At 33.5% G+C, this 19,769-nt stretch carries 34 protein-coding genes; 6 read left to right on the forward strand and 28 right to left on the reverse strand.

The window, feature by feature from the left end; all coding sequences use genetic code 11:
• Nucleotide 1 precedes the first annotated feature (1 nt).
• From TX86_RS22205 to TX86_RS27510, 12 genes are all read right to left on the reverse strand, one after another.
• Nucleotides 2-1,690 carry a terminase large subunit gene (locus tag TX86_RS22205; RefSeq protein WP_042352267.1) on the reverse strand — a complete coding sequence of 563 codons (1,689 nt, stop codon included), beginning with the start codon at nucleotides 1,688-1,690 and terminating at the stop codon, nucleotides 2-4.
• Nucleotides 1,687-2,046, reverse strand: coding sequence for a hypothetical protein (locus TX86_RS22210; protein ID WP_042352269.1), 360 nt, complete (start codon nucleotides 2,044-2,046; stop codon nucleotides 1,687-1,689). The genes TX86_RS22205 and TX86_RS22210 overlap by 4 nt, the downstream gene beginning before the upstream one ends.
• Nucleotides 2,047-2,176: 130 nt before the next feature.
• Nucleotides 2,177-2,341, reverse strand: a complete 165-nt coding sequence (locus TX86_RS26875) for a hypothetical protein (RefSeq protein WP_154663204.1) — start codon at nucleotides 2,339-2,341, stop codon at nucleotides 2,177-2,179.
• The gene (locus TX86_RS22215; protein ID WP_042352270.1) at nucleotides 2,328-2,642 is read right to left on the reverse strand and encodes an HNH endonuclease; all 315 of its coding nucleotides are present in this window, start codon (nucleotides 2,640-2,642) and stop codon (nucleotides 2,328-2,330) included. Before TX86_RS22215 ends, TX86_RS26875 begins: the two co-directional genes overlap by 14 nt.
• A 6-nt stretch (nucleotides 2,643-2,648) precedes the next feature.
• The gene (locus TX86_RS26880) at nucleotides 2,649-2,798 is read right to left on the reverse strand and encodes a hypothetical protein (RefSeq protein WP_154663205.1); all 150 of its coding nucleotides are present in this window, start codon (nucleotides 2,796-2,798) and stop codon (nucleotides 2,649-2,651) included.
• A 1-nt stretch (nucleotide 2,799) separates the two neighbouring features.
• Nucleotides 2,800-2,952: a hypothetical protein gene (locus TX86_RS27095; protein WP_195892942.1), complete on the reverse strand. Its 153-nt coding sequence runs from the start codon at nucleotides 2,950-2,952 to the stop codon at nucleotides 2,800-2,802.
• 66 nt (nucleotides 2,953-3,018) lie between these two features.
• Entirely contained in the window at nucleotides 3,019-3,795 is a 777-nt protein-coding gene (locus tag TX86_RS22220; protein ID WP_042352273.1) for a hypothetical protein, read from the reverse strand.
• A 209-nt stretch (nucleotides 3,796-4,004) separates the two neighbouring features.
• On the reverse strand, nucleotides 4,005-4,547 hold the full coding sequence (locus TX86_RS22225) for a tyrosine-type recombinase/integrase (protein ID WP_042352275.1): 543 nt from the start codon (nucleotides 4,545-4,547) through the stop codon (nucleotides 4,005-4,007).
• Between the two features lie 183 nt (nucleotides 4,548-4,730).
• Complete coding sequence (locus TX86_RS22230; RefSeq protein ID WP_042352276.1) at nucleotides 4,731-5,165, reverse strand: ArpU family phage packaging/lysis transcriptional regulator; 435 nt, start codon at nucleotides 5,163-5,165, stop codon at nucleotides 4,731-4,733.
• Nucleotides 5,166-5,176: 11 nt separating this feature from the next.
• Complete coding sequence (locus TX86_RS22235) at nucleotides 5,177-5,413, reverse strand: hypothetical protein (RefSeq protein ID WP_042352278.1); 237 nt, start codon at nucleotides 5,411-5,413, stop codon at nucleotides 5,177-5,179.
• 99 nt (nucleotides 5,414-5,512) lie between these two features.
• Complete coding sequence (locus TX86_RS22240) at nucleotides 5,513-5,812, reverse strand: hypothetical protein (protein WP_042352280.1); 300 nt, start codon at nucleotides 5,810-5,812, stop codon at nucleotides 5,513-5,515.
• A gap of 23 nt (nucleotides 5,813-5,835) precedes the next feature.
• On the reverse strand, nucleotides 5,836-5,970 hold the full coding sequence (locus TX86_RS27510; RefSeq protein ID WP_268258268.1) for a hypothetical protein: 135 nt from the start codon (nucleotides 5,968-5,970) through the stop codon (nucleotides 5,836-5,838).
• A gap of 112 nt (nucleotides 5,971-6,082) precedes the next feature.
• On the opposite strand from TX86_RS27510, the gene TX86_RS22245 reads away from it, so the two are divergent.
• From TX86_RS22245 to TX86_RS22255, 3 genes are all read left to right on the forward strand, one after another.
• Nucleotides 6,083-6,979 carry a hypothetical protein gene (locus TX86_RS22245; protein ID WP_052343844.1) on the forward strand — a complete coding sequence of 299 codons (897 nt, stop codon included), beginning with the start codon at nucleotides 6,083-6,085 and terminating at the stop codon, nucleotides 6,977-6,979.
• 131 nt (nucleotides 6,980-7,110) lie between these two features.
• Complete coding sequence (locus TX86_RS22250; RefSeq protein WP_042352282.1) at nucleotides 7,111-7,293, forward strand: DUF4083 family protein; 183 nt, start codon at nucleotides 7,111-7,113, stop codon at nucleotides 7,291-7,293.
• A 138-nt stretch (nucleotides 7,294-7,431) separates the two neighbouring features.
• Entirely contained in the window at nucleotides 7,432-7,617 is a 186-nt protein-coding gene (locus TX86_RS22255; RefSeq protein WP_042352283.1) for a hypothetical protein, read from the forward strand.
• 63 nt (nucleotides 7,618-7,680) lie between these two features.
• Here TX86_RS22255 and TX86_RS22260 read toward each other — a convergent pair whose 3' ends face one another.
• From TX86_RS22260 to TX86_RS22300, 12 genes are all read right to left on the reverse strand, one after another.
• Nucleotides 7,681-8,271 (reverse strand): hypothetical protein, encoded by a 591-nt coding sequence (locus TX86_RS22260; protein WP_081707804.1) that lies wholly within the window; start codon nucleotides 8,269-8,271, stop codon nucleotides 7,681-7,683.
• 40 nt (nucleotides 8,272-8,311) lie between these two features.
• Entirely contained in the window at nucleotides 8,312-8,452 is a 141-nt protein-coding gene (locus tag TX86_RS26885; protein WP_154663206.1) for a hypothetical protein, read from the reverse strand.
• Nucleotides 8,453-8,463: 11 nt separating this feature from the next.
• Nucleotides 8,464-8,598: a hypothetical protein gene (locus TX86_RS27515; protein ID WP_268258269.1), complete on the reverse strand. Its 135-nt coding sequence runs from the start codon at nucleotides 8,596-8,598 to the stop codon at nucleotides 8,464-8,466.
• A 15-nt stretch (nucleotides 8,599-8,613) separates the two neighbouring features.
• The gene (locus TX86_RS22265) at nucleotides 8,614-9,156 is read right to left on the reverse strand and encodes a site-specific integrase (RefSeq protein WP_154663207.1); all 543 of its coding nucleotides are present in this window, start codon (nucleotides 9,154-9,156) and stop codon (nucleotides 8,614-8,616) included.
• A 26-nt stretch (nucleotides 9,157-9,182) separates the two neighbouring features.
• Nucleotides 9,183-9,440, reverse strand: coding sequence for a hypothetical protein (locus TX86_RS22270; protein WP_052343846.1), 258 nt, complete (start codon nucleotides 9,438-9,440; stop codon nucleotides 9,183-9,185).
• Nucleotides 9,437-9,664, reverse strand: coding sequence for a helix-turn-helix domain-containing protein (locus TX86_RS22275; protein ID WP_042352284.1), 228 nt, complete (start codon nucleotides 9,662-9,664; stop codon nucleotides 9,437-9,439). Before TX86_RS22275 ends, TX86_RS22270 begins: the two co-directional genes overlap by 4 nt.
• A gap of 11 nt (nucleotides 9,665-9,675) precedes the next feature.
• Nucleotides 9,676-10,485 carry an ATP-binding protein gene (locus TX86_RS22280; protein WP_042352286.1) on the reverse strand — a complete coding sequence of 270 codons (810 nt, stop codon included), beginning with the start codon at nucleotides 10,483-10,485 and terminating at the stop codon, nucleotides 9,676-9,678.
• Complete coding sequence (locus TX86_RS22285) at nucleotides 10,430-11,275, reverse strand: conserved phage C-terminal domain-containing protein (protein ID WP_042352287.1); 846 nt, start codon at nucleotides 11,273-11,275, stop codon at nucleotides 10,430-10,432. Before TX86_RS22285 ends, TX86_RS22280 begins: the two co-directional genes overlap by 56 nt.
• A gap of 117 nt (nucleotides 11,276-11,392) precedes the next feature.
• On the reverse strand, nucleotides 11,393-12,031 hold the full coding sequence (locus tag TX86_RS22290) for an ORF6N domain-containing protein (RefSeq protein ID WP_042352290.1): 639 nt from the start codon (nucleotides 12,029-12,031) through the stop codon (nucleotides 11,393-11,395).
• Between the two features lie 24 nt (nucleotides 12,032-12,055).
• Nucleotides 12,056-12,232: a hypothetical protein gene (locus TX86_RS26890; RefSeq protein ID WP_154663208.1), complete on the reverse strand. Its 177-nt coding sequence runs from the start codon at nucleotides 12,230-12,232 to the stop codon at nucleotides 12,056-12,058.
• 259 nt (nucleotides 12,233-12,491) lie between these two features.
• Complete coding sequence (locus TX86_RS22295) at nucleotides 12,492-12,761, reverse strand: group-specific protein (protein ID WP_042352291.1); 270 nt, start codon at nucleotides 12,759-12,761, stop codon at nucleotides 12,492-12,494.
• The gene (locus TX86_RS22300) at nucleotides 12,762-13,025 is read right to left on the reverse strand and encodes a helix-turn-helix domain-containing protein (RefSeq protein WP_042352292.1); all 264 of its coding nucleotides are present in this window, start codon (nucleotides 13,023-13,025) and stop codon (nucleotides 12,762-12,764) included.
• 176 nt (nucleotides 13,026-13,201) lie between these two features.
• Here TX86_RS22300 and TX86_RS25965 point away from each other — a divergent pair, with 176 nt between their 5' ends.
• Genes TX86_RS25965 through TX86_RS22315 form a run of 3 tightly spaced genes read left to right on the forward strand, consistent with a single transcriptional unit; the run spans nucleotide 13,202 to nucleotide 15,204 of the window.
• Nucleotides 13,202-13,558 carry a helix-turn-helix domain-containing protein gene (locus TX86_RS25965; protein ID WP_052343847.1) on the forward strand — a complete coding sequence of 119 codons (357 nt, stop codon included), beginning with the start codon at nucleotides 13,202-13,204 and terminating at the stop codon, nucleotides 13,556-13,558.
• A gap of 23 nt (nucleotides 13,559-13,581) precedes the next feature.
• Nucleotides 13,582-14,031, forward strand: a complete 450-nt coding sequence (locus TX86_RS22310) for an ImmA/IrrE family metallo-endopeptidase (RefSeq protein ID WP_042352295.1) — start codon at nucleotides 13,582-13,584, stop codon at nucleotides 14,029-14,031.
• 6 nt (nucleotides 14,032-14,037) lie between these two features.
• Complete coding sequence (locus TX86_RS22315; RefSeq protein ID WP_042352297.1) at nucleotides 14,038-15,204, forward strand: tyrosine-type recombinase/integrase; 1,167 nt, start codon at nucleotides 14,038-14,040, stop codon at nucleotides 15,202-15,204.
• 81 nt (nucleotides 15,205-15,285) lie between these two features.
• Here TX86_RS22315 and sufB read toward each other — a convergent pair whose 3' ends face one another.
• The 4 genes from sufB to sufD all read right to left on the reverse strand — a co-directional run bounded on the left by sufB (nucleotide 15,286) and on the right by sufD (nucleotide 19,767).
• Nucleotides 15,286-16,683, reverse strand: coding sequence for a Fe-S cluster assembly protein SufB (gene sufB / locus TX86_RS22320; protein ID WP_042352298.1), 1,398 nt, complete (start codon nucleotides 16,681-16,683; stop codon nucleotides 15,286-15,288).
• Between the two features lie 129 nt (nucleotides 16,684-16,812).
• A complete protein-coding gene (gene sufU, locus TX86_RS22325) occupies nucleotides 16,813-17,244 on the reverse strand; it encodes a Fe-S cluster assembly sulfur transfer protein SufU (protein ID WP_042352299.1) in 432 nt (143 codons plus the stop codon).
• Nucleotides 17,234-18,463, reverse strand: coding sequence for a cysteine desulfurase (locus TX86_RS22330; protein ID WP_042352301.1), 1,230 nt, complete (start codon nucleotides 18,461-18,463; stop codon nucleotides 17,234-17,236). Before TX86_RS22330 ends, sufU begins: the two co-directional genes overlap by 11 nt.
• Nucleotides 18,463-19,767, reverse strand: a complete 1,305-nt coding sequence (gene sufD, locus TX86_RS22335; RefSeq protein WP_042352302.1) for a Fe-S cluster assembly protein SufD — start codon at nucleotides 19,765-19,767, stop codon at nucleotides 18,463-18,465. The genes TX86_RS22330 and sufD overlap by 1 nt, the downstream gene beginning before the upstream one ends.
• Between the last annotated feature and the right edge of the window lie 2 nt (nucleotides 19,768-19,769).

Here is a 19,769-nt window from a genome sequence, read left to right on the forward strand (position 1 = left end):
CTTATATCATATTTTGATAATCATTCATCTTGTCTTGAAGAACTACATACGCATTTAATAATGCAGCTGTACCATCAATACGCCTTCTCTGATTATTTGTTTTACAAGGTTGTATATTTAAGTTCTTATCAATTTCAACTGCTGTATTTGATAAGCACCATTTATCTATCGGATGATTATTATAGTTAATTCTTTTTGCATCTAAATCTGCTTCTAACAAATACATAGGACCAGATAATGTTTTCTTTCCCTGAAAAACAGGTATCATTGATTCTTTTCCAAAATACCCTTGCATTTCCTCCACCCAATATTCAGCAGACCAAGCATCATAACCAATCCAAGGTAGATAAATATCATATTCGTCTCTACATTCTAAATACCATTCAGTAACTAGCTTAGGATGAACCTTGTTACCAGGTGAAACCCTTAATAGACCTGCATCATGCCATAAGTTATAAGGAATCTTATCTTCAGCACTTCTCTTATCTAATAATTCCTCTGGTAGCCAGTACATTTGCTTAACGTAAATTGTTTCATCACCAGGCAACATAAAAAGGACCTTTGCGGCTGTAAGGTCCGTTGTTTTAGACAAATCAGTTCCTCCGATACCATAACGTGGTTTAAGTTGAAGAATATCGAAAGTGGATTTATTATTTAATTGTTCAAATGTAAGCCATGCTTCTGAAGCTGTCTCTCTTATATTGAAATCTTTTGTTAAGAGATTCTTAACCAACAACGGGTTAGCCTTCGCTTTATTAACTTTAGTGCGTAGCTGATCTACTTGCTTTATAGTTCCAAGTCCTGGATTAGCTTTTGCCCATGTTTCTTCCCCTTCTAACCACTCTTTACGGTTATCCAACTCATAAATAATGGGGAGAAATCGCTCATCTTTATATCCATCTTCATCATCAAAACCATTAAGAACCATTTCAGCTTCTTCATACTTCATATCATAAACAGATTCACGAATAGTACCAGCTGTGGTTATCATGAATATCATAGGCTGTTCACGAGAAGATGTACCATCGACTATAACATCATACAAGTTTTTATCTTTCCAAGCATGAATTTCATCCATCATAGCACCATGAACGTTAAGGCCATCTAAAGTTTCAGAATCGGAACCAAGTGGCTTAAATACAGCATCGTATGCATCAGCTCTCAACTCACTTACTAACGGTTTGATTCGTTTCCTTAATGCTGGGGACTTAGTAACCATACGCTTTGCATCAAGCCACACTAATTTTGCCTGGTCTTTCTTCGTTGCTACAGCATATACTTCAGCACCAGGCTCTCCATCAGCAATCATTAAATACAATCCTATCCCTGAAGCAATCGTTGACTTTCCATTTTTCCTAGCCACAATTAGAAGTACTTCACGATATTTGCGAGTGCCATCAATTTTATGAATGAAGCCAAAAGATGCAGCAATAAAAGCTTTCTGCCATAATTCTAATTCAATCTGTTGACCGCCCCATTTACCTTTCGAATGCTTACAGAAGTTTTCTATAAATTCTATAGCATGATTGGCTCGTGAAGTGCTATATTCATATTCACTTTTAACATCATTTATATCATCAACAAGCTTTTTATAAATACGTCTAACCTTATTGGATACTACAACTTCACCAGATTGAATTTGATTGTAGTAATCAATAATAGGATTATAAGCCAATGGATAACGTTTCATCTGTCCATCACAAAGGTTTCAAAACCATCATCTTCAGGAACATTGGTACCTTTAGGGAATAAACCAAGTATTTCTTTCATGACAGTTGTATATCTTTGAATCATGGCATTGTAAGTAGTAACTGCTGGACTCGCTCTTAAAATCGAATATTCGCCTTGCTCCATTTCATCAATTGGTCCATTAGTATTTATATCTTCCTTGAGTTCAGCGAGTGTAGCTCTCATAAATGCTGCTTCTTGAATTAACCCTTCAACAGCCGATTTTTTATTTTCCTCTAAATCTTTGAAAATATCGCTTAGTCTCTTGATCTCTTTTTTAATCGCTCTTTCTTTTGGAAGCACTTTTCTAGTCGCCATAAAAAACACCACCTTTTTTTCGAAAAATGCTGAGTTTTTGGGAGGGGGGTCTTACAAAAACGACCTGTGTATTCTTTGAACCTCCCCTCTCGGTCCCCGTGCCGTTATCCTTGTTGAATATTAAGGGGGGCTATGCTTCTTCTTTTTCTTTTTCTTTATAAATAGTTATATTATTCATTTCCCTAGTGGCATGAAACCATCTTCTTGCAGTTGGATAATATTTATATGGATAATCACATTCTGTAGTTGTAACTGTTCCGTTTGTTACTTTACAAACTACTTCAAATTCGTTCACACCACACACCAACCTTAACAAGATTACCTTCATCATCAAACATTACATCACTACGAACAGGACTATACTTCTCATGGTGCTCCTTGTTATGGCAATCCTGACATAAGTATTCAAGGTTATCATGATTAAGAGATACATATGGATCAGTAATATTATTAGGTGTTAAGTATTCAATATGATGTAATATCTTACCCGGTTGTTTACATCTCTCGCATAATCCATACACATTACTGATATAGCTCTCTCGGCATTGTCTCCATGCTTTACTCTTATAAAACTTCTTGGCCCATTCTTTAGCCATTAACAGTTAATCCTTTTCAATCTCTTCTGACTTATCATCTAATCTACCATCAATAAGATGAACCAAATCATTTCTCATAAGTGGTAATTGCTTTCCTGCATCCAGTAAACAACTCTCTAACTCTTTAACATAATCAACTAAAGTATAGACAGACATGTTACTTCCTCCTCACAGCACCATTGCACCTTTTGTAAGTATCACGATTAACACCCATGATATTTTCCCATTCCTTTGTCGTATGCTTCTCTTTTACCTTAATAGCATTCAGTTTCTTGATAGCTTCAGGTGTAAGTCCATCTTTCAGTTTCATGCTAATCACATCCTTTAGGCATAATAAAAAGCACCTGTTAAATCTGGTGCTTTAAACTTAATAATTTCATATATTTTTTTCATCAATATTCTTGGCGATTTCTTCAAATAGATTTTCTACTTCGGCTCCACGAATTATTTCTCCTTTTTCTGTTTCAATTTTTATTCTTTTCCATTCCGATTTTAAGATTACCTGTTGAATATACGATAGCGTCTTTTTATATTCACTGTATTTAGGCATTTTAAAGTCATCACTAAGGATTTCATTAATAGTACAATCCAAATAGTATGTAAGCATCTTTGAAAAAAATTCTGTTGGGTTGATTAATAACTCAATATTATTTTTAGAAGCTATCACATTTTGATATGGTTCTCTAAAATCGTAACTACTTTTGTCCAAACTTTTCATTTGAATAGCAAATATAATCATACTTTGGGTATGAGTTAGTTTGTTAAATTCTACAAATGCATTTCTTAATTTATTAATCCACTCAATCCTTTGAATACTAATTGTATCAATTAGTCTTCTTTTATCTAAGGAGATTATATTTTCCTTCCCAATTTGTTCAGTACTTGCGGCAATCTCTATTGCTGTCTTGGTGTTTTCTTCAGCTATTGCTTTTGTGATTTTGATATTTTCTTTAGCTAGTTCTTTTGTAATTTTGATATTTTCTTCAGCTATTGCTTTTGCCGAATTGGTATTTTTTATTCCTATTACCACTGTTCCTACTAACGCGATTAATGCAGCAAATACCGAAGCTCCAGCTGCTATTAGCGCAACTTTCATTTCTTTACTTACTTCATTACCCAAAAACACCTCAATTAAAAATCCTACAAAGTCCAATATAATCATCCTTTTCAAAAATACACAGTTATATATTTACATTTTACTATATTTTCAAAGGATTTTACTCATTCAATTATCTACATACTATATTTTGTATAATTCACCTTACTTAAAAAATCCTTTATTACCAGTACTTCTAACCACTCTAAAATTTCAATTAGACAATTCTTTTTTGTAGATAATTGAAAAAGGCATTAAATTAATGATTAGATTTTATATTTTGTTTGATACGCATTTAAACCATCTTGTTGAATGCCAATATATCGAAGTGTCTCTTTCTGATCTGTATGATTAAACATCATTTGTAGAGCTACAACATCTTTAAATTGATTATAAAAATGATATCCATACGTTTTCCTAAATGAATGAGTACCAATGCGTTCTAAATCAAATTCCTCTGCTACATCCTGAAGAATCTTATAAGCCATTCCCCTTGTTATGGGTTTATTCTTTCCAATCCTACTTTTAAAAAGAAATTCATATTTAGGTTTTCCTTGCACATAAGACCTAACGGCTTTCTTTAATTCAGGAGGCATCTTTACTTCTTTTGGTTTCTTTGTTTTTTTCTCACGGACAAAAACGTTCCAACCTTGTACATCTCGGACTCTAAGGTTAAGGATGTCGGATATTCGCAATCCTGTGTTAATACCAAACAGAAAAAGAATATAATTTCTTTCATTTCTTTCTTTTAAGTACTCTTTAATTTCTTGGATTAATTCTTTATCTCTTATTGGTTGTACAAGATTCATTATCCTCACCGCCCGCCTTTAATAAAAAAAGATGGTACCAACTCTATTGTTAGCACCACCTCAATATCGAATATATAGACTTATCAACCATATATTTAGCAAATTATCAAATTTACCATACTATCATCTTATCAGCTTTTTCCCTTTATGCTCTGCCATCATTCTGCCGATTATCTGCCATTTTCAAATATATGATTCAATTTTCAGTGCAGCAGCCAGTTTAAAGAATGCTTTTGATTTCATTCTGTAATACTGTCTTTCTGATAAGTTCATTTCAGTATATATCTGATAATCATACACCATATCATCAACTAAATACCGTTTAATAATGATTTCTCTTTCACGAGCATTTAATCGATTTACACCTTTTCGAATCCAGTTAATATGCCGTTCTTTTATTTGCTCTAAATGAACACGATCAATCGCTACCGATTCGGTCGTAGAATTGAATAAATTTGAAGGAGCAGCCGATACCATTGAATATGTTGCTGTCACTTTAGGAAGCTTCTCTTCTGATACACTGAACATGAACTCTCGATATTTCACTAGAGCTTCTTCCACATTTGCCTTTGTTTCTTCCTCATTGATGGCTGGAATAAGACTTAACTGTTCAATCATTTAACGACCTCCTAACAATTTAATTCTTCAATCTTTGAGACCTGCAATGCAATTTTTTCGTAACATCCATCTATATCGCTCGAACAATCATGAACATCTTGTCCTTCAATCTCATATAGACCAAATTCATTAAGAAAGACCTTTATGTTATGAATTATGATAGTTCCTTCTTCTTTCACTTTCAATAACTTAGAATAAACAGGATCAAATTCATGTCCTAACTCATTATAAATTGATAACTGCTCCATAATTCACCTTCTTGCTTCCGTCTATCAAACTCTATAAGGGCTAAATATCTAAAATCAGTATGTCTAGCCAAGTATTGCAACTCGGCTAGACTAGCAATTCTAAGATTCATAACGTATTAGTTTCTCTTTTAATTCTTTATTTTCTCTTAGCAAACTAAGAATATAATTATGTTGATAATCCATTCTTTCCTTCATTCCAAAAATGTAATGTAATTGATCTACATTTTCTTGTATTGCATGTTCAACTAATTCAGTGTTTGTCCAAGATGAAGGAGTAAATGGTTCTGGATACTTTTCAGCACCTTTGCAAATCTGTCCTTGTCTAACCTTTTCCCATGCTTCCTTTGCTTCCTGGTAGAATGGATGAGCTAAATGCAATTGCAATTTATTTTCCAACATACATTTCCTCCTATTCAACTGGTTTACTCTTTTGTTTCCTTAACATTTCTCTTTAATGAGGTGAGCACATCATCTAGAGTACTTTTCTCACCACATATTTCGCGATTATTCTCTATATGCCATATAATGTTCTTAACTTGTCTATTCGTTAATGCCATAGAAATCCTCTCCATTCTCTTCTATATCGTTTTTAGCTAAATTCAACATTTTTCTACTACTTCTTACATAAAAAGTTATAATATACCTATATCAAAAAAAGTTGGTGTTGTTATGACAAAAGTACAAGAGAAAAATATAACCACAAATGCACAAGAAAAAACATTTGATAAGATTCAATGTGGATTAATTATGCCTATTGCACCCATTAGAGATTATTCAGAAGCCCATTGGCAAGATGTAAAAAGAATAATTCAAGAAACCACTTATAGTATCGAAGGTTATTCTTTTAAGACTGAGATGGTAAGTGACTCTGATGGTGAAACGAATATGATACACAAAAATATAATTCAAAATATTTACAATGCGGATATTGTTGTCTGTGATATAAGTGGACGTAATCCAAATGTGTTATTTGAATTAGGTATGCGTTTAACGTTTGATAAACCTACCGTCATTATTATGGATAATCAAACAGACTTTTTATTCGATATAGGCTCTATCGACACCCTTATTTACCCTAAGGATTTAAGATTTCAAAATATTATTGATTTTAAGGGTAAGTTAGCTCAAAAGATAATCCAAACCCTCCATAAATATAAGGAAGATAAGAATTATTCTGCTTTTTTAAAGCATTTCGGTGATTTCGAAGTACCAACAATAGATCAAAAACAACTTAGCACTGACCATATCATTCTGAATGAACTGCAGAGAATGAATAGAGATATTAGAATGATTAAAAATCAAACTAACTACGATAATAATTACTTAGAACAAAGAAAAAGTCCGATTAACCGTTCTAGCACTGTAAAAAATATTGCTCTTTCCTTGATTCAAACCTATGTCGCAAATTATATTACATCTACATTAGATAATAGAGCTCCAATAGAAATTGCTAAAAGTAAAGAATTTGTAGAATATATTACTTCTAATCTTGAAGCAAAATATACTCAATATATATCGAAAGATGAAATGATTAATATAATTGAACAAGCACAAATAGCTTATTAGATTATCATAGACTGAATTCGTAATACCATAATTCAGTCTATGAATCTCTCTCAACCTTGTGTTTCCTGGTAATAAAATGTAAAACCATTTATCTTATGTGATACAATTATCAAAAACAGGTGGGATTTTTAATGAACTATGATGATCTGATAGCCCAACTATTTTTATTTGTTATCACATTAGCAATATTATTTGGTGTTTATCGTGTTATTAAATTTGTATTTTCCCTAAAGAATCAGTCTAGTAATTCAAAGTCAGTTGAAGAAAAACTCGATAAAGTTATTGAATTACTGAAGAAAGATAAGAAAAGTTAATTCCTTCAATACGAAGGGATTTTTCTTTTAAGCAACACAATAATTCTTAAGATTCCAAAGATTTTCAATCACATATGAAACTTCTTATAAAGTAATTCCGTATTAATATGTAAACTAATTACATATAAGGGGAATTTTATGTCTAGACGAGTTTTAGGAACAACAATTGCAATATTAGGTGCACTTGCAACGATTATTAACCTTTCTTTTTTTCAGCATATGGAGTGGTATGATAAAGTCCGAGTGATTTCCTATGCTGTATTTTTTATAGGAATAATGTTAATTCCAGAATACAATAAGAAGAAAAGTAAAAATCAAGAGTAGGCTATAGTAAAGGGAAGCAGACAACTGTTTTCCTTTATTTCGTTATCCATCTTCATTCCTCCCCTATTCACTCATAATCTTTTCTGTATATGCTTTAACGAAGAATGACTTCTCTTCTTTTAATTGCTCAATTTGATTCCAATCGAACGTTTCCAAAATCTTAAGTAGCCGTTCCACTTTAGGAGCTCTCCAAGCTGTCATTGCATACGTATGAGCTTTAGCCGAATAGTGATAATGATTTAACTCAAGATGGCGCTTTGCTTCTGCTTTTGTTAAGAACATGGTATTTGGAGCAATAAACGAAACCTGCTCTTCATAAATTGGATAAAACCTTGAATCATCATCATAAGATTCAATCCAACTATAGACATCATTAGGTGAATCAAACTCTTGAAGATCCTTTAGTTCTTCTATTTCATCTTCAGTAAAATCTTCGCTACGTTCTCCATTTAAGATTTCATCTACATAATCATTTAGCTCTACAGTTTCACAAGCATCTGAATCAAATAAGGAAATTCTATCCTCATGCCCTTCTGCAGTAACTACCCATTTATAGTCCATAATCGCCCAAAATCTTGGTGAAGCTTGACAGTCATTTTCTTGGGTTCTAAGTTCTTGTTGCAAATCCTTTAAGAACTGAATATCTCCAATCATTTTTAATCCTCCTATCGATTTAGGAAACATAATACAAAATCTATTTCATATCTTGTGCAAATTCTGCAGATAGTGACCACTTACAACCACAAGTACAAACAAACACTAGCTTTTTATACTTCATAATATCGCTGTAAACTGTATACTTACATTTCGGACAATACGCTTTATATAGCTTCATACAGCATCATCCTAACTAATCAATTTCCACCCTTGTTTCAATCGATTGTGTAATTGATATTTTCGTAAAGGCTCAAACGAATAAACTTTTTGTCCATCTTCCCATTTATATAAAAAAAGCCATTTTGCATCTGGATGAACTCTCATTACATCATCCCCTAGCTATAAACTGAATTTGTCTACTGCTTCGTCTATTATGTCTTGATTAATCCCTATATAACGCATAGTTACACTTGGTGAAGAATGATTAAAAATCTCCTGGAGTATCGCTATATCCTTATATTTTTGATAAAAGTGATATCCGAACGTCTTGCGTAATGTATGTGTACCTATTTCTGTAATATTAACTTCTCTTGCTGCTTTATTAAGAATCTTCCAAGCTTGAACTCTTTTAATTGCTTTACTTCCCCGTAAGGATTTAAATAAAAAATCATCGTCATGTAGTTGCCGAATATATTGACTGATATGCGTTTGTAGATTTTCATTCAGCTTAAATCGTTTGTATTTACCTGTTTTCTTCTCGTTTAAAATCAAATGAGACTTACCTTTTACGTCAGATACTTTCAACCCAAGTAAATCACTAATACGTAACCCAGTATTAATTCCTAGAAGAAAAAGAAAGTAATTTCTGTAATGCTGATTCTTTAAAATTCCCTTCATTGCAGCAATCTTGTTCAAATCACGTATAGGTTGAACTGTTTTCAAATAAATGCCATCCCCTTGTTGTTTTGTCACCAATATTTATTCAAATTTTTATAGTGTTTTATTAAGTCTTTTTTACGTAATTCATAAAGCTTTGTACAAACAGTAGCTTTTGTTCGCCCTAATGCAAGTGCTACTGTTTCTAGATGGTCAAATTCATTAAATTTGCATAAATACTCTAAATCCTCTTCCGTCCATGGTGATTTTTGTTTAAAGTGCAGTTCTGGATGATATTTAATACGCCCACAGGAATCATATTCAATTCCTTGCAAATCATCTATTGTCACCCTAACCACCCTCCCGGACGAGATTTAATCCTTTTCTCACGCATCAAATGAAAAAGCACAAGAAAGATATCATCTAACGTTATTCGAAAACGTAATGCGATTTTACTAGCTTTTATGCCTTCGTTATATAGACTGATAACCTCTCTAAGATCACTTTCATTCCAGTCAAATTTCAGCTCGTCCAAAATGATGACTGTATTATCAAAATCAACACAAGCCCCCATATTACTCCCTCCTATGAAAACTTTTTAAAGCGATAGTTTTTTCCTTCGATTTTAATTGAGTCACAATATTGAACCATTCTGCTAAAATCTCGTTCTCCATACAATTCAATCAATTGTTTTGCTGTAAAATTCGTTGTATAAATAGTAGACTTACCAACCCGACTATCAACGACTTCATAAATTTTCCCCTTTGCCCATGCAGCAGCATCATCTTTCTTTCCATCAATTTCTACTCCAAGATCATCAAGGACAAGAACATTTACATTTTGTAATGCCGATAATACCTCTACTTCCTGCAAAGCACTTTTCCTGTTATACGTAGCTTTTAATTCCGTCATCAACCTTGGTAGAGAAATAAATATTCCACTATATTTTTTCTTAATTAATTCTTTAACAATCGCAGATGCAAGGTGGCTTTTACCTAGACCTGGTTTCCCTTGTAAAACTAATCCTCTCTCACAATCAAATTCATTTATATAAGTTTTTACCGTTTCAAGAGCAACATCTTGTGATTCATTTTGTGGATAATACTTATCTAAGGTAGCTTCATGTAAATCTTTATTCATTAGACTTTTCTTTTTAAATGCCGACATTAATTTATGAACATCTTCATTTTCTAACGCTTTTTCAGCCGAATCCTTTATTTCCTTATCTTCTGCAGCAATAGTAGAGCAATAAAAACAAAATTCATTTCCATTCTCATCAATGAGAAGCTTTCGTTTACATATGCTGTTGTTAATAATGTCGATATTTCTACAACGATTATCAGAAGTCAAAATTGTATTCTTCTGAAAGACTTTTGAGGTTTGGATCGATTTCATTTTGTCCACCACCTTTTTGATTTAAATATGATTCAAAGTTAGTACCAAACAACGTTTTAGGACGCACGAATTTATTCATTTTTTTATCATTCAGCCATTCGGCCACTTTTATATCAATTACTTGTTTAAAATCATCTAATCTAAATCCTTCATTCCAACGAGCTTTTATATAATCTCTGGATTGTTTAGAAGAAGAACGATAATTTGTATTTGCTTTAGCATTTAAATAGTCGAGTATCTCGACAAATGGAATTTCTTCTTTTTCTTTTTCTTCTTCTTTTTCTTCTTCTTTTTCTTTTTCTTTTTCTTTTTCTTTTTCTTGTCCACCTGTCGTACTACGATTCGTTGACGATACGTTGAACCCTTCATTGACAAGGAATTCAGTGAAAATATCTTTTATGTTTGGCTGCTGAATCATTTTATAAATTGGAACTAATTGAGACACATTCTTAATTAGTTTCAACTCTTTTCTTATTAAATCTTCTACAGGCTTACCAGCACGCCCTAAATTGTACTTTCCCCAATTTATAATAGCGATTTCTCTTGTTTTATTATCATAAGTAACTAATTTATGATGGTCGGTAAACCTTTGTAATAGAGCATTAACAGCCTCTTGTGCATATCCCATTTCAAAAGCTATTTGCTTTTTAGTTATTTGATAAACACCTATTTGGCGTGTATGAGGGTTAGTGAGAAGATAGAGATAAAAGAACTTATCCTCTGGTGTAAATTCCTCTTGAACCTTAACGTCATTCCAAAATGTTGTATGAACTTGTCTAAATACAGTCATTATGGCCTCCTTACAGTTCCTATAGATTTTCACTAGAAAATAGTGTAAAATTTACAGGAACGTAAATTCATCAATTATGTTTAAGTCTAGTGTTCCAGCACTAGGCTATTTTCTTTTTTACACAAGTGGTCTCCATGATTTAATCCAAGCTAACGCCTCATCAAAGTCAATTTTGCGTAAATCCCTGTATGTAGGTATCGCGAAAGCATCTCGAAAGTTACGATGAATTTTCGGAAATAACAGGTTTTTACCGATAGCATTAGGGTTATAATCTTCATAGACTTTGTAAACTCTTGAACCGATTTGTTTCTTAATGACATTGTTTTCAACCTCAATAAGTCTTTGATCAAACTCCAATAGCTTTTTATCATGTTCGAGAGACAGTTGTAAAAGCTCTACTCTTTGTTCATGTTCAGTTAAAACTTTCACCTTATTAAAATACGAGTCTACTAGCTTTGCATAAACTTCCCAAGCAGCATCCGTATTAAGTGATTTAGCATGAAGAAAAGCGCCTTTTTCTGTCCATAGGTATAAAACAGATGAATATTTAAGGGTGGCGTCAATTTGTCGTGACCCTTTAAACGCTTTTAAATCTTCTCCAGTTAGAGCAAAATAATGCTTACCATGAACATACCTATCAGTATTACGTTGGAAGTTCCTATTAATAGTTTTAGTATCTGTAGCGTAACTTTCTGCTAATTGGCTTGTTAATAAAACTCTTTGTCCATTTTTCTCGATGACTTTTAACTGATTCATGAAAACATTCCTTTCTAAAAATAATTAGATCAACTTAACATTTACTTTTCTTTCAATTTCAAAAGGCACTTCTGTTGTTAGATAAATGTTCATTGCTCCTTTTTCAGCAAGATATTTGATGTTGTCCAATGCATCTATTTCATCATCAAACATTGAAATGGTTGGAACGGAATTGTTATCCTTACAAATTACTACAAACATCTCTTTCACCTCCTCTCGGGTTTAGACCAACTTTCGTTCCTCAAATTCTGCAAAACTATTAAAAAGAGAGAGCCTTTTCAGGCTTACGCTTTTGAAAATCATAAACACGTTTCCGGTATTCAAGTTCTGATGCAATAACTAAGGCAGGATTCTGACGTAGATTATTATTATGTATTAGCACATCCTTTGCCTTCATTAGGCGACTTACCTGTAAGAGATAGGGCATAAATTATGTTCACTCCTTTAATAAACTTTCTCTTTAATTCATTGCTTTTTCTTCAAGCCAATTTAAAAGAAATTCTTTTGTTGCTTTAGCTGGAAAGTACCATTTCCCACCTACTTTTCTTTTGGGAAAGTTAGGATGAAAAAAGAACTCTTTCTGAATCGTATTCCAGCTCATACAAGTTCTTCTTTCTAATTCTCTTGAATCCCAAAAAAGAAGTTCTGCATCTATCTCTTTAAGCTTTTCTTCTATCTGATTTAGATAAACTTTCTTTAACTCCATTTCGTCTAACTCAATCTTTAGCATTTAAACACCTACAATTCGTTCCTTTTTAGGAACTTCAATTTCAAAAAAATAAGCACGTGGTATTCCAAAATGACTCGACATCATACGTGCTTCTTCCAGCGAAAAATCCCCACCTGTACCGTTTAACTTTTGATTAATCGCACTAGGGCTCTTTGCTAGTAATAAACCTACTTCCTTTTGTGAAATGTAATTTTCCACCAAGAACGCTTTGATTTTATTGTACGGAGGATGCCTACGTGATGTTTCACCATTAATATTCGCCATCCTTTCACCTCCTTTAAACCGTTCCTATTGAGGAACAACTTTAGTATAGATTAATGAAAATTATCTGTCAATAAATTTCGTTCCTTATTAGGAATATATTTTATGAATTTGTTGCATTATAGGAATTGTTGGTATAGTATATTAGATATGAATAATATCAAAGAGGGGAAATAAATATGCACTCATTTGGAGCCATACTAAAAAATCTTAGAACTTCTAGAAAACTCAGTATCGATCAATTAGCCAAACAAATAAATGAAAAGTATCAAACTAAAATTAGTAAAAGTATGATTTCTAGATATGAAAATAATTTATCTGAACCAAAGATGGATATTGTAAGAGTTTTTGCAGATTTTTTTGATGCGTCTCCAGAATACATAATGGGTATAAATCAAGCTGACACTGAACCTAAAGAAAAAACATCTAAAGCAATAGAAACTATTGCAGCTCACCTAGAAGGAAAAGACATCACAGACGAGAAAATGAAGGATGTTTTAAAATACATTGATTTTATTTTTCAAGATGAAGATTAATATATAAGGTGGGCACTCTTATAATGCATTACGAAAACTTACTATTAGAATACGATGACATTAAAGTTAAAGAAAAAAATCTTCAATATGGTTTTAAAGGATTATATAAAGATGGTGTTATTATTATTGATAAAAGCCTTTCTTTTATTGAAAAAGGATGTATCTTAGCTGAAGAGCTTGGTCATCACAATAAAACTGTTGGTAATATCCTTGATCAAAGTAAGATTTCGAATGTAAAGCAAGAAAAAATTGCAAGAGGATGGGCACACAATAAAATAATGCCTTTATCATGTTTTGTAGATGCTTATAGATATGGCTGTAGAAATAGATATGAGGTTGCAGAGTATTTAAATGTAACTGAAGAATTTTTACAAGAAGCTTTAGATAGGTATATTGAAAAATATGGAGATTATGTCGTTGAAGAAAATCTGATTATTCTGTTAAATCCTTTAAATATAATTGAAAACAGGTGATAACAAATGGCTACATTCAGAAAGTTAAAGAGTGGGAAATGGCAAGCTAGAGTTTCTAGAAATGGAAAGGAATTTAGCATTGGTACATTTCGCACAAAAAAAGAGGCTGAAATTGAAGCTGGCAGAGTTGAAGAACGAATTTACTATGGTCAAGCACTAAATGATCGCAATCTCTTATTTGATAAAGTTGCAAAAGAGTGGTTATATGATTATAAAAAGTCGAATGTTAAAGAGTCTACATTTGTACAACTTGAAGTAATTGTCCGATTACATCTTCTACCTTTCTTTGAAAATAAGAGGATTATGCAAATAAGACGTTCTGAATTGAATAAGTGGATTAAACATTATTCAGAGATAAAAAATAAAAATGGAGATCTGAAATACTCCTATGGAGCACGACTGAAATATTTATCAGTTTTAAAAAGCATATTTCATTATGCCGTACATGAATTAGAAGTCTTAGAAAAAAATCCATCAGATCGCTTAAAGGTACCAGTCCAAGATTCAGTGGCCTTAAAAAAAGACGTTAAATATTACTCGTTAAACGAATTAAAAACATTACTAAAATTCATGAAGACGTATAAACATCAGCGCTTCCCAGAATACCAGTTATACTTCATGCTTATGTATTTTTTTAGTGAAACCGGGTTAAGAATTAGTGAAGCTTTAGCTTTAAAGTGGACTGATATAGAGGAAAACAAAATAACAATCGAACGACAAACTAAAAGAGATTATAACAACAAAGTAACACTTACTACATTGAAAAATACTTCTTCTTACCGTACAATTGCTATCAATGAGCAACTATTAAAAGAACTAAAGAAATTTAAGCTAAAACAAAATGAAATGTTTTTAAGTAATAAAACGTTCAGAAGAAATAAAGATGGTATCATTTTTCAGAATTACTTAGGTAATTATTTAACTCCATCTACTGTACGAGACTCTTTTCTTAACTATTGTAAAAAAGCTGGAGTGGATTATAAAGGTACTCATGTATTTAGACATACACATGCAGTCTTACTTCTTGAATCAGGGGCAAATATAAAGTTTGTTTCACAAAGATTGGGACACAAAACCATTAAGACTACTGCAGATACTTACCTTGATATCACAGAAAAAATAGAAGAAGACGAACTTAAAAAGTTCGCCTCCTATACTAACAATAATATTTGAATCGGCACGAATTCGGCACGAAAAGATATATATACCTCAGCTTTATCCTCTAAACGTTGTTAAATCAACGTTTTTAACACTTTAGCCTATAGAACCTTCCATTTCGAATTTGATTAATCTATTCATTTCTACCGCATATTCCATCGGTAACTCTTTAGTGAATGGTTCGATGAAGCCCATTACGATCATTTCTGTCGCTTCTTGCTCAGAAATACCACGGCTCATTAGATAGAATAATTGTTCTTCAGATACTTTCGAAACTTTCGCTTCATGCTCTAAAGAAATGTTATCATTTAGAATTTCGTTATATGGAATTGTATCTGATGTTGATTGGTTATCCATAATCAATGTATCACATTCAATGTTAGAACGTGCGCCATCTGCTTTACGACCAAAGTGTACAATACCGCGATATGTTACTTTTCCACCATGTTTCGAAATAGATTTCGATACGATTGTAGATGAAGTATTTGGTGCTAAGTGAAGCATTTTCGCACCTGCATCTTGGTGTTGTCCTTTACCAGCGATTGCGATTGATAATGTTAAACCACGAGCGCCTTCACCTTTTAAGATAACAGCTGGATATTTCATCGTTAATTTAGAACCGATGTTACCATCAATCCATTCCATCGTTGCATTTGCATCACATGTTGCACGCTTCGTAACTAGGTTATATACGTTATTTGCCCAGTTTTGAATTGTTGTGTAACGGCAATATGCATCTTTCTTAATAATGATTTCAACAACTGCACTGTGAAGAGAGTTTGTTGTATAAACAGGAGCTGTACATCCTTCAACATAGTGTACGCTTGCGCCTTCATCAACTATGATTAATGTACGCTCAAATTGTCCCATATTTTCAGAGTTAATACGGAAATAAGCTTGAAGTGGTGTTTCTAATTTAACTCCTTTAGGAACATAGATAAATGAACCACCAGACCAAACAGCAGAGTTTAGTGCAGCGAATTTATTATCAGTAGGAGGAATTACAGTAGCCCAGTGCTCACGGAAAATATCTTCGTTTTCACGTAATGCTGAATCTGTATCTTTAAAGACAATACCTTGCTCTTCAAGTTCTTCCTTCATGTTGTGGTAAACAACTTCAGATTCATATTGAGCTGATACACCAGCAAGGTACTTTTGTTCTGCTTCTGGGATACCTAGCTTATCAAATGTTTGCTTGATTTCATCAGGTACTTCATCCCAAGATTTCTCAGACTTCTCAGATGGTTTTACGTAATACGTAATTTCATCAAAGTTTAAGCTTGATAAGTCCCCGCCCCATTGTGGCATAGGCATTTTGTAGAAATACTCTAATGACTTAAGACGGAAGTCAAGCATCCATTGTGGTTCGTTTTTCATCTTTGAGATTTCTTCTACGATTTCTTTTGTTAATCCGCGTTTAGAACGGAAAATCGAAACATCGCGATCAGAAAATCCATATTTATAATCCCCGATTTCAGGCGCTTTTTTTGCCATAGGTCGTATACCTCCAGTTCAAAGGAGAAAAGGCCTTCATTGTTGTGATGAGACGTTTTCTCTCTCGTTTTTATACCGTTCAACTTATGAGTAAAGGGAGCAATAGTCCCTCTATTCAAAGCTGCATTATTATTCTTTTAAACCTTTTTCCATCGCTTTCCAAGCGAGTGTTGCACATTTAATACGAGCTGGGAATTTGGAAACACCTTGAAGCGCTTCAATATCGCCTAAGTCCAAATCACCTTCATCATAATCTTTGCCTTGCATCATATCAGAAAAGATTTTTGACATCTTCATAGCTGTCTCTAAGTCTTTTCCTTTGATGGCTTGAGTCATCATAGAAGCTGACGACATTGAAATTGAACAACCTTCTCCATCGAACTTCGCATCCTTAACAATGCCATCTTCCACTTTTAACGTTAAGTGAATGCGGTCTCCACAAGTTGGATTATTCATATCAATTGTTAAGCTTCCTTCGTCAAGCTCACCTTTATTACGAGGATTTTTATAATGATCCATAATTACTTGGCGATAAAGGGTATCTAAATTATTAAAAGACATTGCTAAAATACTCCTTTGTTTTGACAAGCCCAGCTACTAGCTTATCAATATCTTCTTCCGTGTTATATAAATAAAAGCTTGCTCTTGCTGTCGCAGAAGCTTTTAACCATCTCATTAAAGGTTGTGCACAGTGATGACCTGCACGTACAGCAATTCCTTCCGCATCTAGAACCGTCGCTACATCATGCGGATGAACATCATCTAGATTGAAAGTAATAACACCTGCACGCATAGCAGAATCTTCTGGCCCATAGATTGTAAGGCCTTCTACAGTAGACATGCGTTCCATTGCGTAAGCAGCAAGTTTGTGCTCGTGCTGTTCAATAGCCTCAAGTCCAATGCTCTCTAAGAAATCAATGGCAGCACCTAAACCAATAGCACCTGCAATGATTGGTGTTCCACCTTCGAACTTCCAAGGTAGCTCTTTCCAAGTTGAATCGTATAGATCAACGAAATCAATCATTTCACCACCGAATTCAATCGGCTCCATTTTTTCTAAAAGTGCTTTCTTACCGTATAGAACACCTATTCCAGTTGGTCCACACATTTTATGACCTGAGAACGCATAGAAATCACAGTCCATATCTTGAACGTCTAGCTTAATATGCGGTGCACCTTGTGCTCCATCAACAACCATAATTGCTCCATTTTCATGAGCGATTGCAGCTAATTCTTTAACAGGATTGATGACACCTAATACGTTTGATACGTGCATAATTGACACGATTTTTGTATTTGGTGTAATAACTTTTCTCGCTTCCTCTAATGAAATCGTTCCATTAGGTTGAAGTGGCAAGTATTTCAATGTTGCACCTGTTACCTTTGCTACTTGTTGCCAAGGAATGATATTACTATGATGCTCCATGTAAGAGATGACAATTTCATCACCTTCTTTTACATTTGCACGACCATAACTTGCTGCAACAAGGTTTAAGGAAGCTGTAGTACCTTTTGTAAAAACAATTTCTTCCGTAGAAGAAGCATTCATAAACTTACGAACTTTTTCGCGTGCGCCTTCGTATCCATCAGTTGCTCTTGTTCCTAGTGTATGCACACCACGATGTACATTCGAATTATACTCTCTATAATATTTTTCAATTGCATCTATTACCATTTGTGGCTTTTGTGAAGTGGCAGCTGAATCAAGATAAACAAGCGGTGAGCCGTTTACTTCTTGATTCAGTATGGGAAACAACTTACGAATTTCGAATGCATCCATTATCGAACTTTCCTTTCGATTACCTCAACTAGTTGTTTCTTAACTGCTTCAATTGGAAGTTGGTTAACAACCGGTGCAAGGAATCCATGAATAATTAAACGTTCTGCTTCTTTCTTAGAGATACCGCGGCTCATAATATAGTAAAGCTGAACTGGATCAACACGACCAACCGATGCAGCGTGTCCTGCTGTAACATCATCTTCATCAATTAGAAGGATTGGGTTCGCGTCTCCACGAGCTTTTTCGCTAAGCATTAATACTCTTGATTCTTGTTCTGCATTTGATTTAGTTGCACCATGTTCAATTTTACCGATACCATTGAAAATTGATGATGCACTATCTTTCATAACACCGTGTTTCAGAATATAACCTTCTGAATACTTACCGTGGTGAATAATACTTGTTGTGAAGTTTTGCTTTTGTTCTCCACGACCAACAACAACTGTTTTAGAGTCAGCAAATGATCCATCACCGATCAAGTTCGTAACGTTTTCTGAAACCGTATTACCATCGTTCATTAAACCAAGTGCCCATTCAATTCTTGCATTAGCACTAGCTACACCACGACGATTTACATATGTTACGTGATCTTTAGATAATGTATCTACCGCTCCATATACAACTTTCGAGTTATTTCCAGCGATTACTTCAGAAGCAATATTTACAACGCCAGAACCTTCTACTGTTGAAATGTAGTTCTCAACGTACGTTACCATACTATTATCTTCAGCTACGATTAATACATGATTAAATAGTGATGCATCTTGTTGGTCAAGAACGTATACAGCTTGAAGTGGTTCTTTCACCTCAACATTTTTTGGCACATAAATGAAGATACCACCGTTCATTAATGCTGCATGAAGAGCCGATAAACGATGCTCATTAACTGTAATTCCTTTTGTCATAAAGAATTTTTCTACAAGTTCGCTGTGCTCACGAGCAGCAGTGAAAATATCTGTAAAAATAACACCTTGTTCTTTCAATGTTTCAGAAAGCTCAATATAAGCAGGTGTATTATTTCTTTGTACATAAAGATTGTTACTTGAATCTACATCTAATAGTGATTTTACTTCGCTTGGAAGTGCATCTACAGAAGCGTATACCTCACTTACTGTAGTGTGCTTAGGAAAATCTGTGAAATTCCATTTTTCTATTTTTGTTTTATCTGGCTTTGGTAATGGAAGAGTAGAAACAGCTTCAAAAGCTTTTTCTCTTAACTCCAATAACCAGCTAGGTTCATTATTTTGTTTTGAGAAAGATTGAATATCTTCTTTCCCAAGTGATAGTTTCATTTCAGTAGTCATTG

This window comes from Bacillus massiliigorillae (genome assembly GCF_000380245.2).
Classification (GTDB): domain Bacteria; phylum Bacillota; class Bacilli; order Bacillales; family DSM-1321; genus Bacillus_AD; species Bacillus_AD massiliigorillae.

Coding starts and splice junctions, on each gene's coding strand:
- TX86_RS22205 (WP_042352267.1), bottom strand. CDS start 1,690: ATGAAACGTTATCCATTGGCTTATAATCCTATTATTGATTACTACAAT.
- TX86_RS22210 (WP_042352269.1), bottom strand. CDS start 2,046: ATGGCGACTAGAAAAGTGCTTCCAAAAGAAAGAGCGATTAAAAAAGAG.
- TX86_RS22215 (WP_042352270.1), bottom strand. CDS start 2,642: ATGGCTAAAGAATGGGCCAAGAAGTTTTATAAGAGTAAAGCATGGAGA.
- TX86_RS26880 (WP_154663205.1), bottom strand. CDS start 2,798: ATGTCTGTCTATACTTTAGTTGATTATGTTAAAGAGTTAGAGAGTTGT.
- TX86_RS27095 (WP_195892942.1), bottom strand. CDS start 2,952: ATGAAACTGAAAGATGGACTTACACCTGAAGCTATCAAGAAACTGAAT.
- TX86_RS22225 (WP_042352275.1), bottom strand. CDS start 4,547: ATGAATCTTGTACAACCAATAAGAGATAAAGAATTAATCCAAGAAATT.
- TX86_RS22230 (WP_042352276.1), bottom strand. CDS start 5,165: ATGATTGAACAGTTAAGTCTTATTCCAGCCATCAATGAGGAAGAAACA.
- TX86_RS22235 (WP_042352278.1), bottom strand. CDS start 5,413: ATGGAGCAGTTATCAATTTATAATGAGTTAGGACATGAATTTGATCCT.
- TX86_RS22240 (WP_042352280.1), bottom strand. CDS start 5,812: ATGTTGGAAAATAAATTGCAATTGCATTTAGCTCATCCATTCTACCAG.
- TX86_RS27510 (WP_268258268.1), bottom strand. CDS start 5,970: ATGGCATTAACGAATAGACAAGTTAAGAACATTATATGGCATATAGAG.
- TX86_RS22245 (WP_052343844.1), top strand. CDS start 6,083: ATGACAAAAGTACAAGAGAAAAATATAACCACAAATGCACAAGAAAAA.
- TX86_RS22250 (WP_042352282.1), top strand. CDS start 7,111: ATGAACTATGATGATCTGATAGCCCAACTATTTTTATTTGTTATCACA.
- TX86_RS22255 (WP_042352283.1), top strand. CDS start 7,432: ATGTCTAGACGAGTTTTAGGAACAACAATTGCAATATTAGGTGCACTT.
- TX86_RS22260 (WP_081707804.1), bottom strand. CDS start 8,271: ATGATTGGAGATATTCAGTTCTTAAAGGATTTGCAACAAGAACTTAGA.
- TX86_RS26885 (WP_154663206.1), bottom strand. CDS start 8,452: ATGAAGCTATATAAAGCGTATTGTCCGAAATGTAAGTATACAGTTTAC.
- TX86_RS27515 (WP_268258269.1), bottom strand. CDS start 8,598: ATGAGAGTTCATCCAGATGCAAAATGGCTTTTTTTATATAAATGGGAA.
- TX86_RS22275 (WP_042352284.1), bottom strand. CDS start 9,664: ATGGGGGCTTGTGTTGATTTTGATAATACAGTCATCATTTTGGACGAG.
- TX86_RS22280 (WP_042352286.1), bottom strand. CDS start 10,485: ATGAAATCGATCCAAACCTCAAAAGTCTTTCAGAAGAATACAATTTTG.
- TX86_RS22285 (WP_042352287.1), bottom strand. CDS start 11,275: ATGACTGTATTTAGACAAGTTCATACAACATTTTGGAATGACGTTAAG.
- TX86_RS22290 (WP_042352290.1), bottom strand. CDS start 12,031: ATGAATCAGTTAAAAGTCATCGAGAAAAATGGACAAAGAGTTTTATTA.
- TX86_RS26890 (WP_154663208.1), bottom strand. CDS start 12,232: ATGTTTGTAGTAATTTGTAAGGATAACAATTCCGTTCCAACCATTTCA.
- TX86_RS22295 (WP_042352291.1), bottom strand. CDS start 12,761: ATGCTAAAGATTGAGTTAGACGAAATGGAGTTAAAGAAAGTTTATCTA.
- TX86_RS22300 (WP_042352292.1), bottom strand. CDS start 13,025: ATGGCGAATATTAATGGTGAAACATCACGTAGGCATCCTCCGTACAAT.
- TX86_RS25965 (WP_052343847.1), top strand. CDS start 13,202: ATGCACTCATTTGGAGCCATACTAAAAAATCTTAGAACTTCTAGAAAA.
- TX86_RS22310 (WP_042352295.1), top strand. CDS start 13,582: ATGCATTACGAAAACTTACTATTAGAATACGATGACATTAAAGTTAAA.
- TX86_RS22315 (WP_042352297.1), top strand. CDS start 14,038: ATGGCTACATTCAGAAAGTTAAAGAGTGGGAAATGGCAAGCTAGAGTT.
- sufB (WP_042352298.1), bottom strand. CDS start 16,683: ATGGCAAAAAAAGCGCCTGAAATCGGGGATTATAAATATGGATTTTCT.
- sufU (WP_042352299.1), bottom strand. CDS start 17,244: ATGTCTTTTAATAATTTAGATACCCTTTATCGCCAAGTAATTATGGAT.
- TX86_RS22330 (WP_042352301.1), bottom strand. CDS start 18,463: ATGGATGCATTCGAAATTCGTAAGTTGTTTCCCATACTGAATCAAGAA.
- sufD (WP_042352302.1), bottom strand. CDS start 19,767: ATGACTACTGAAATGAAACTATCACTTGGGAAAGAAGATATTCAATCT.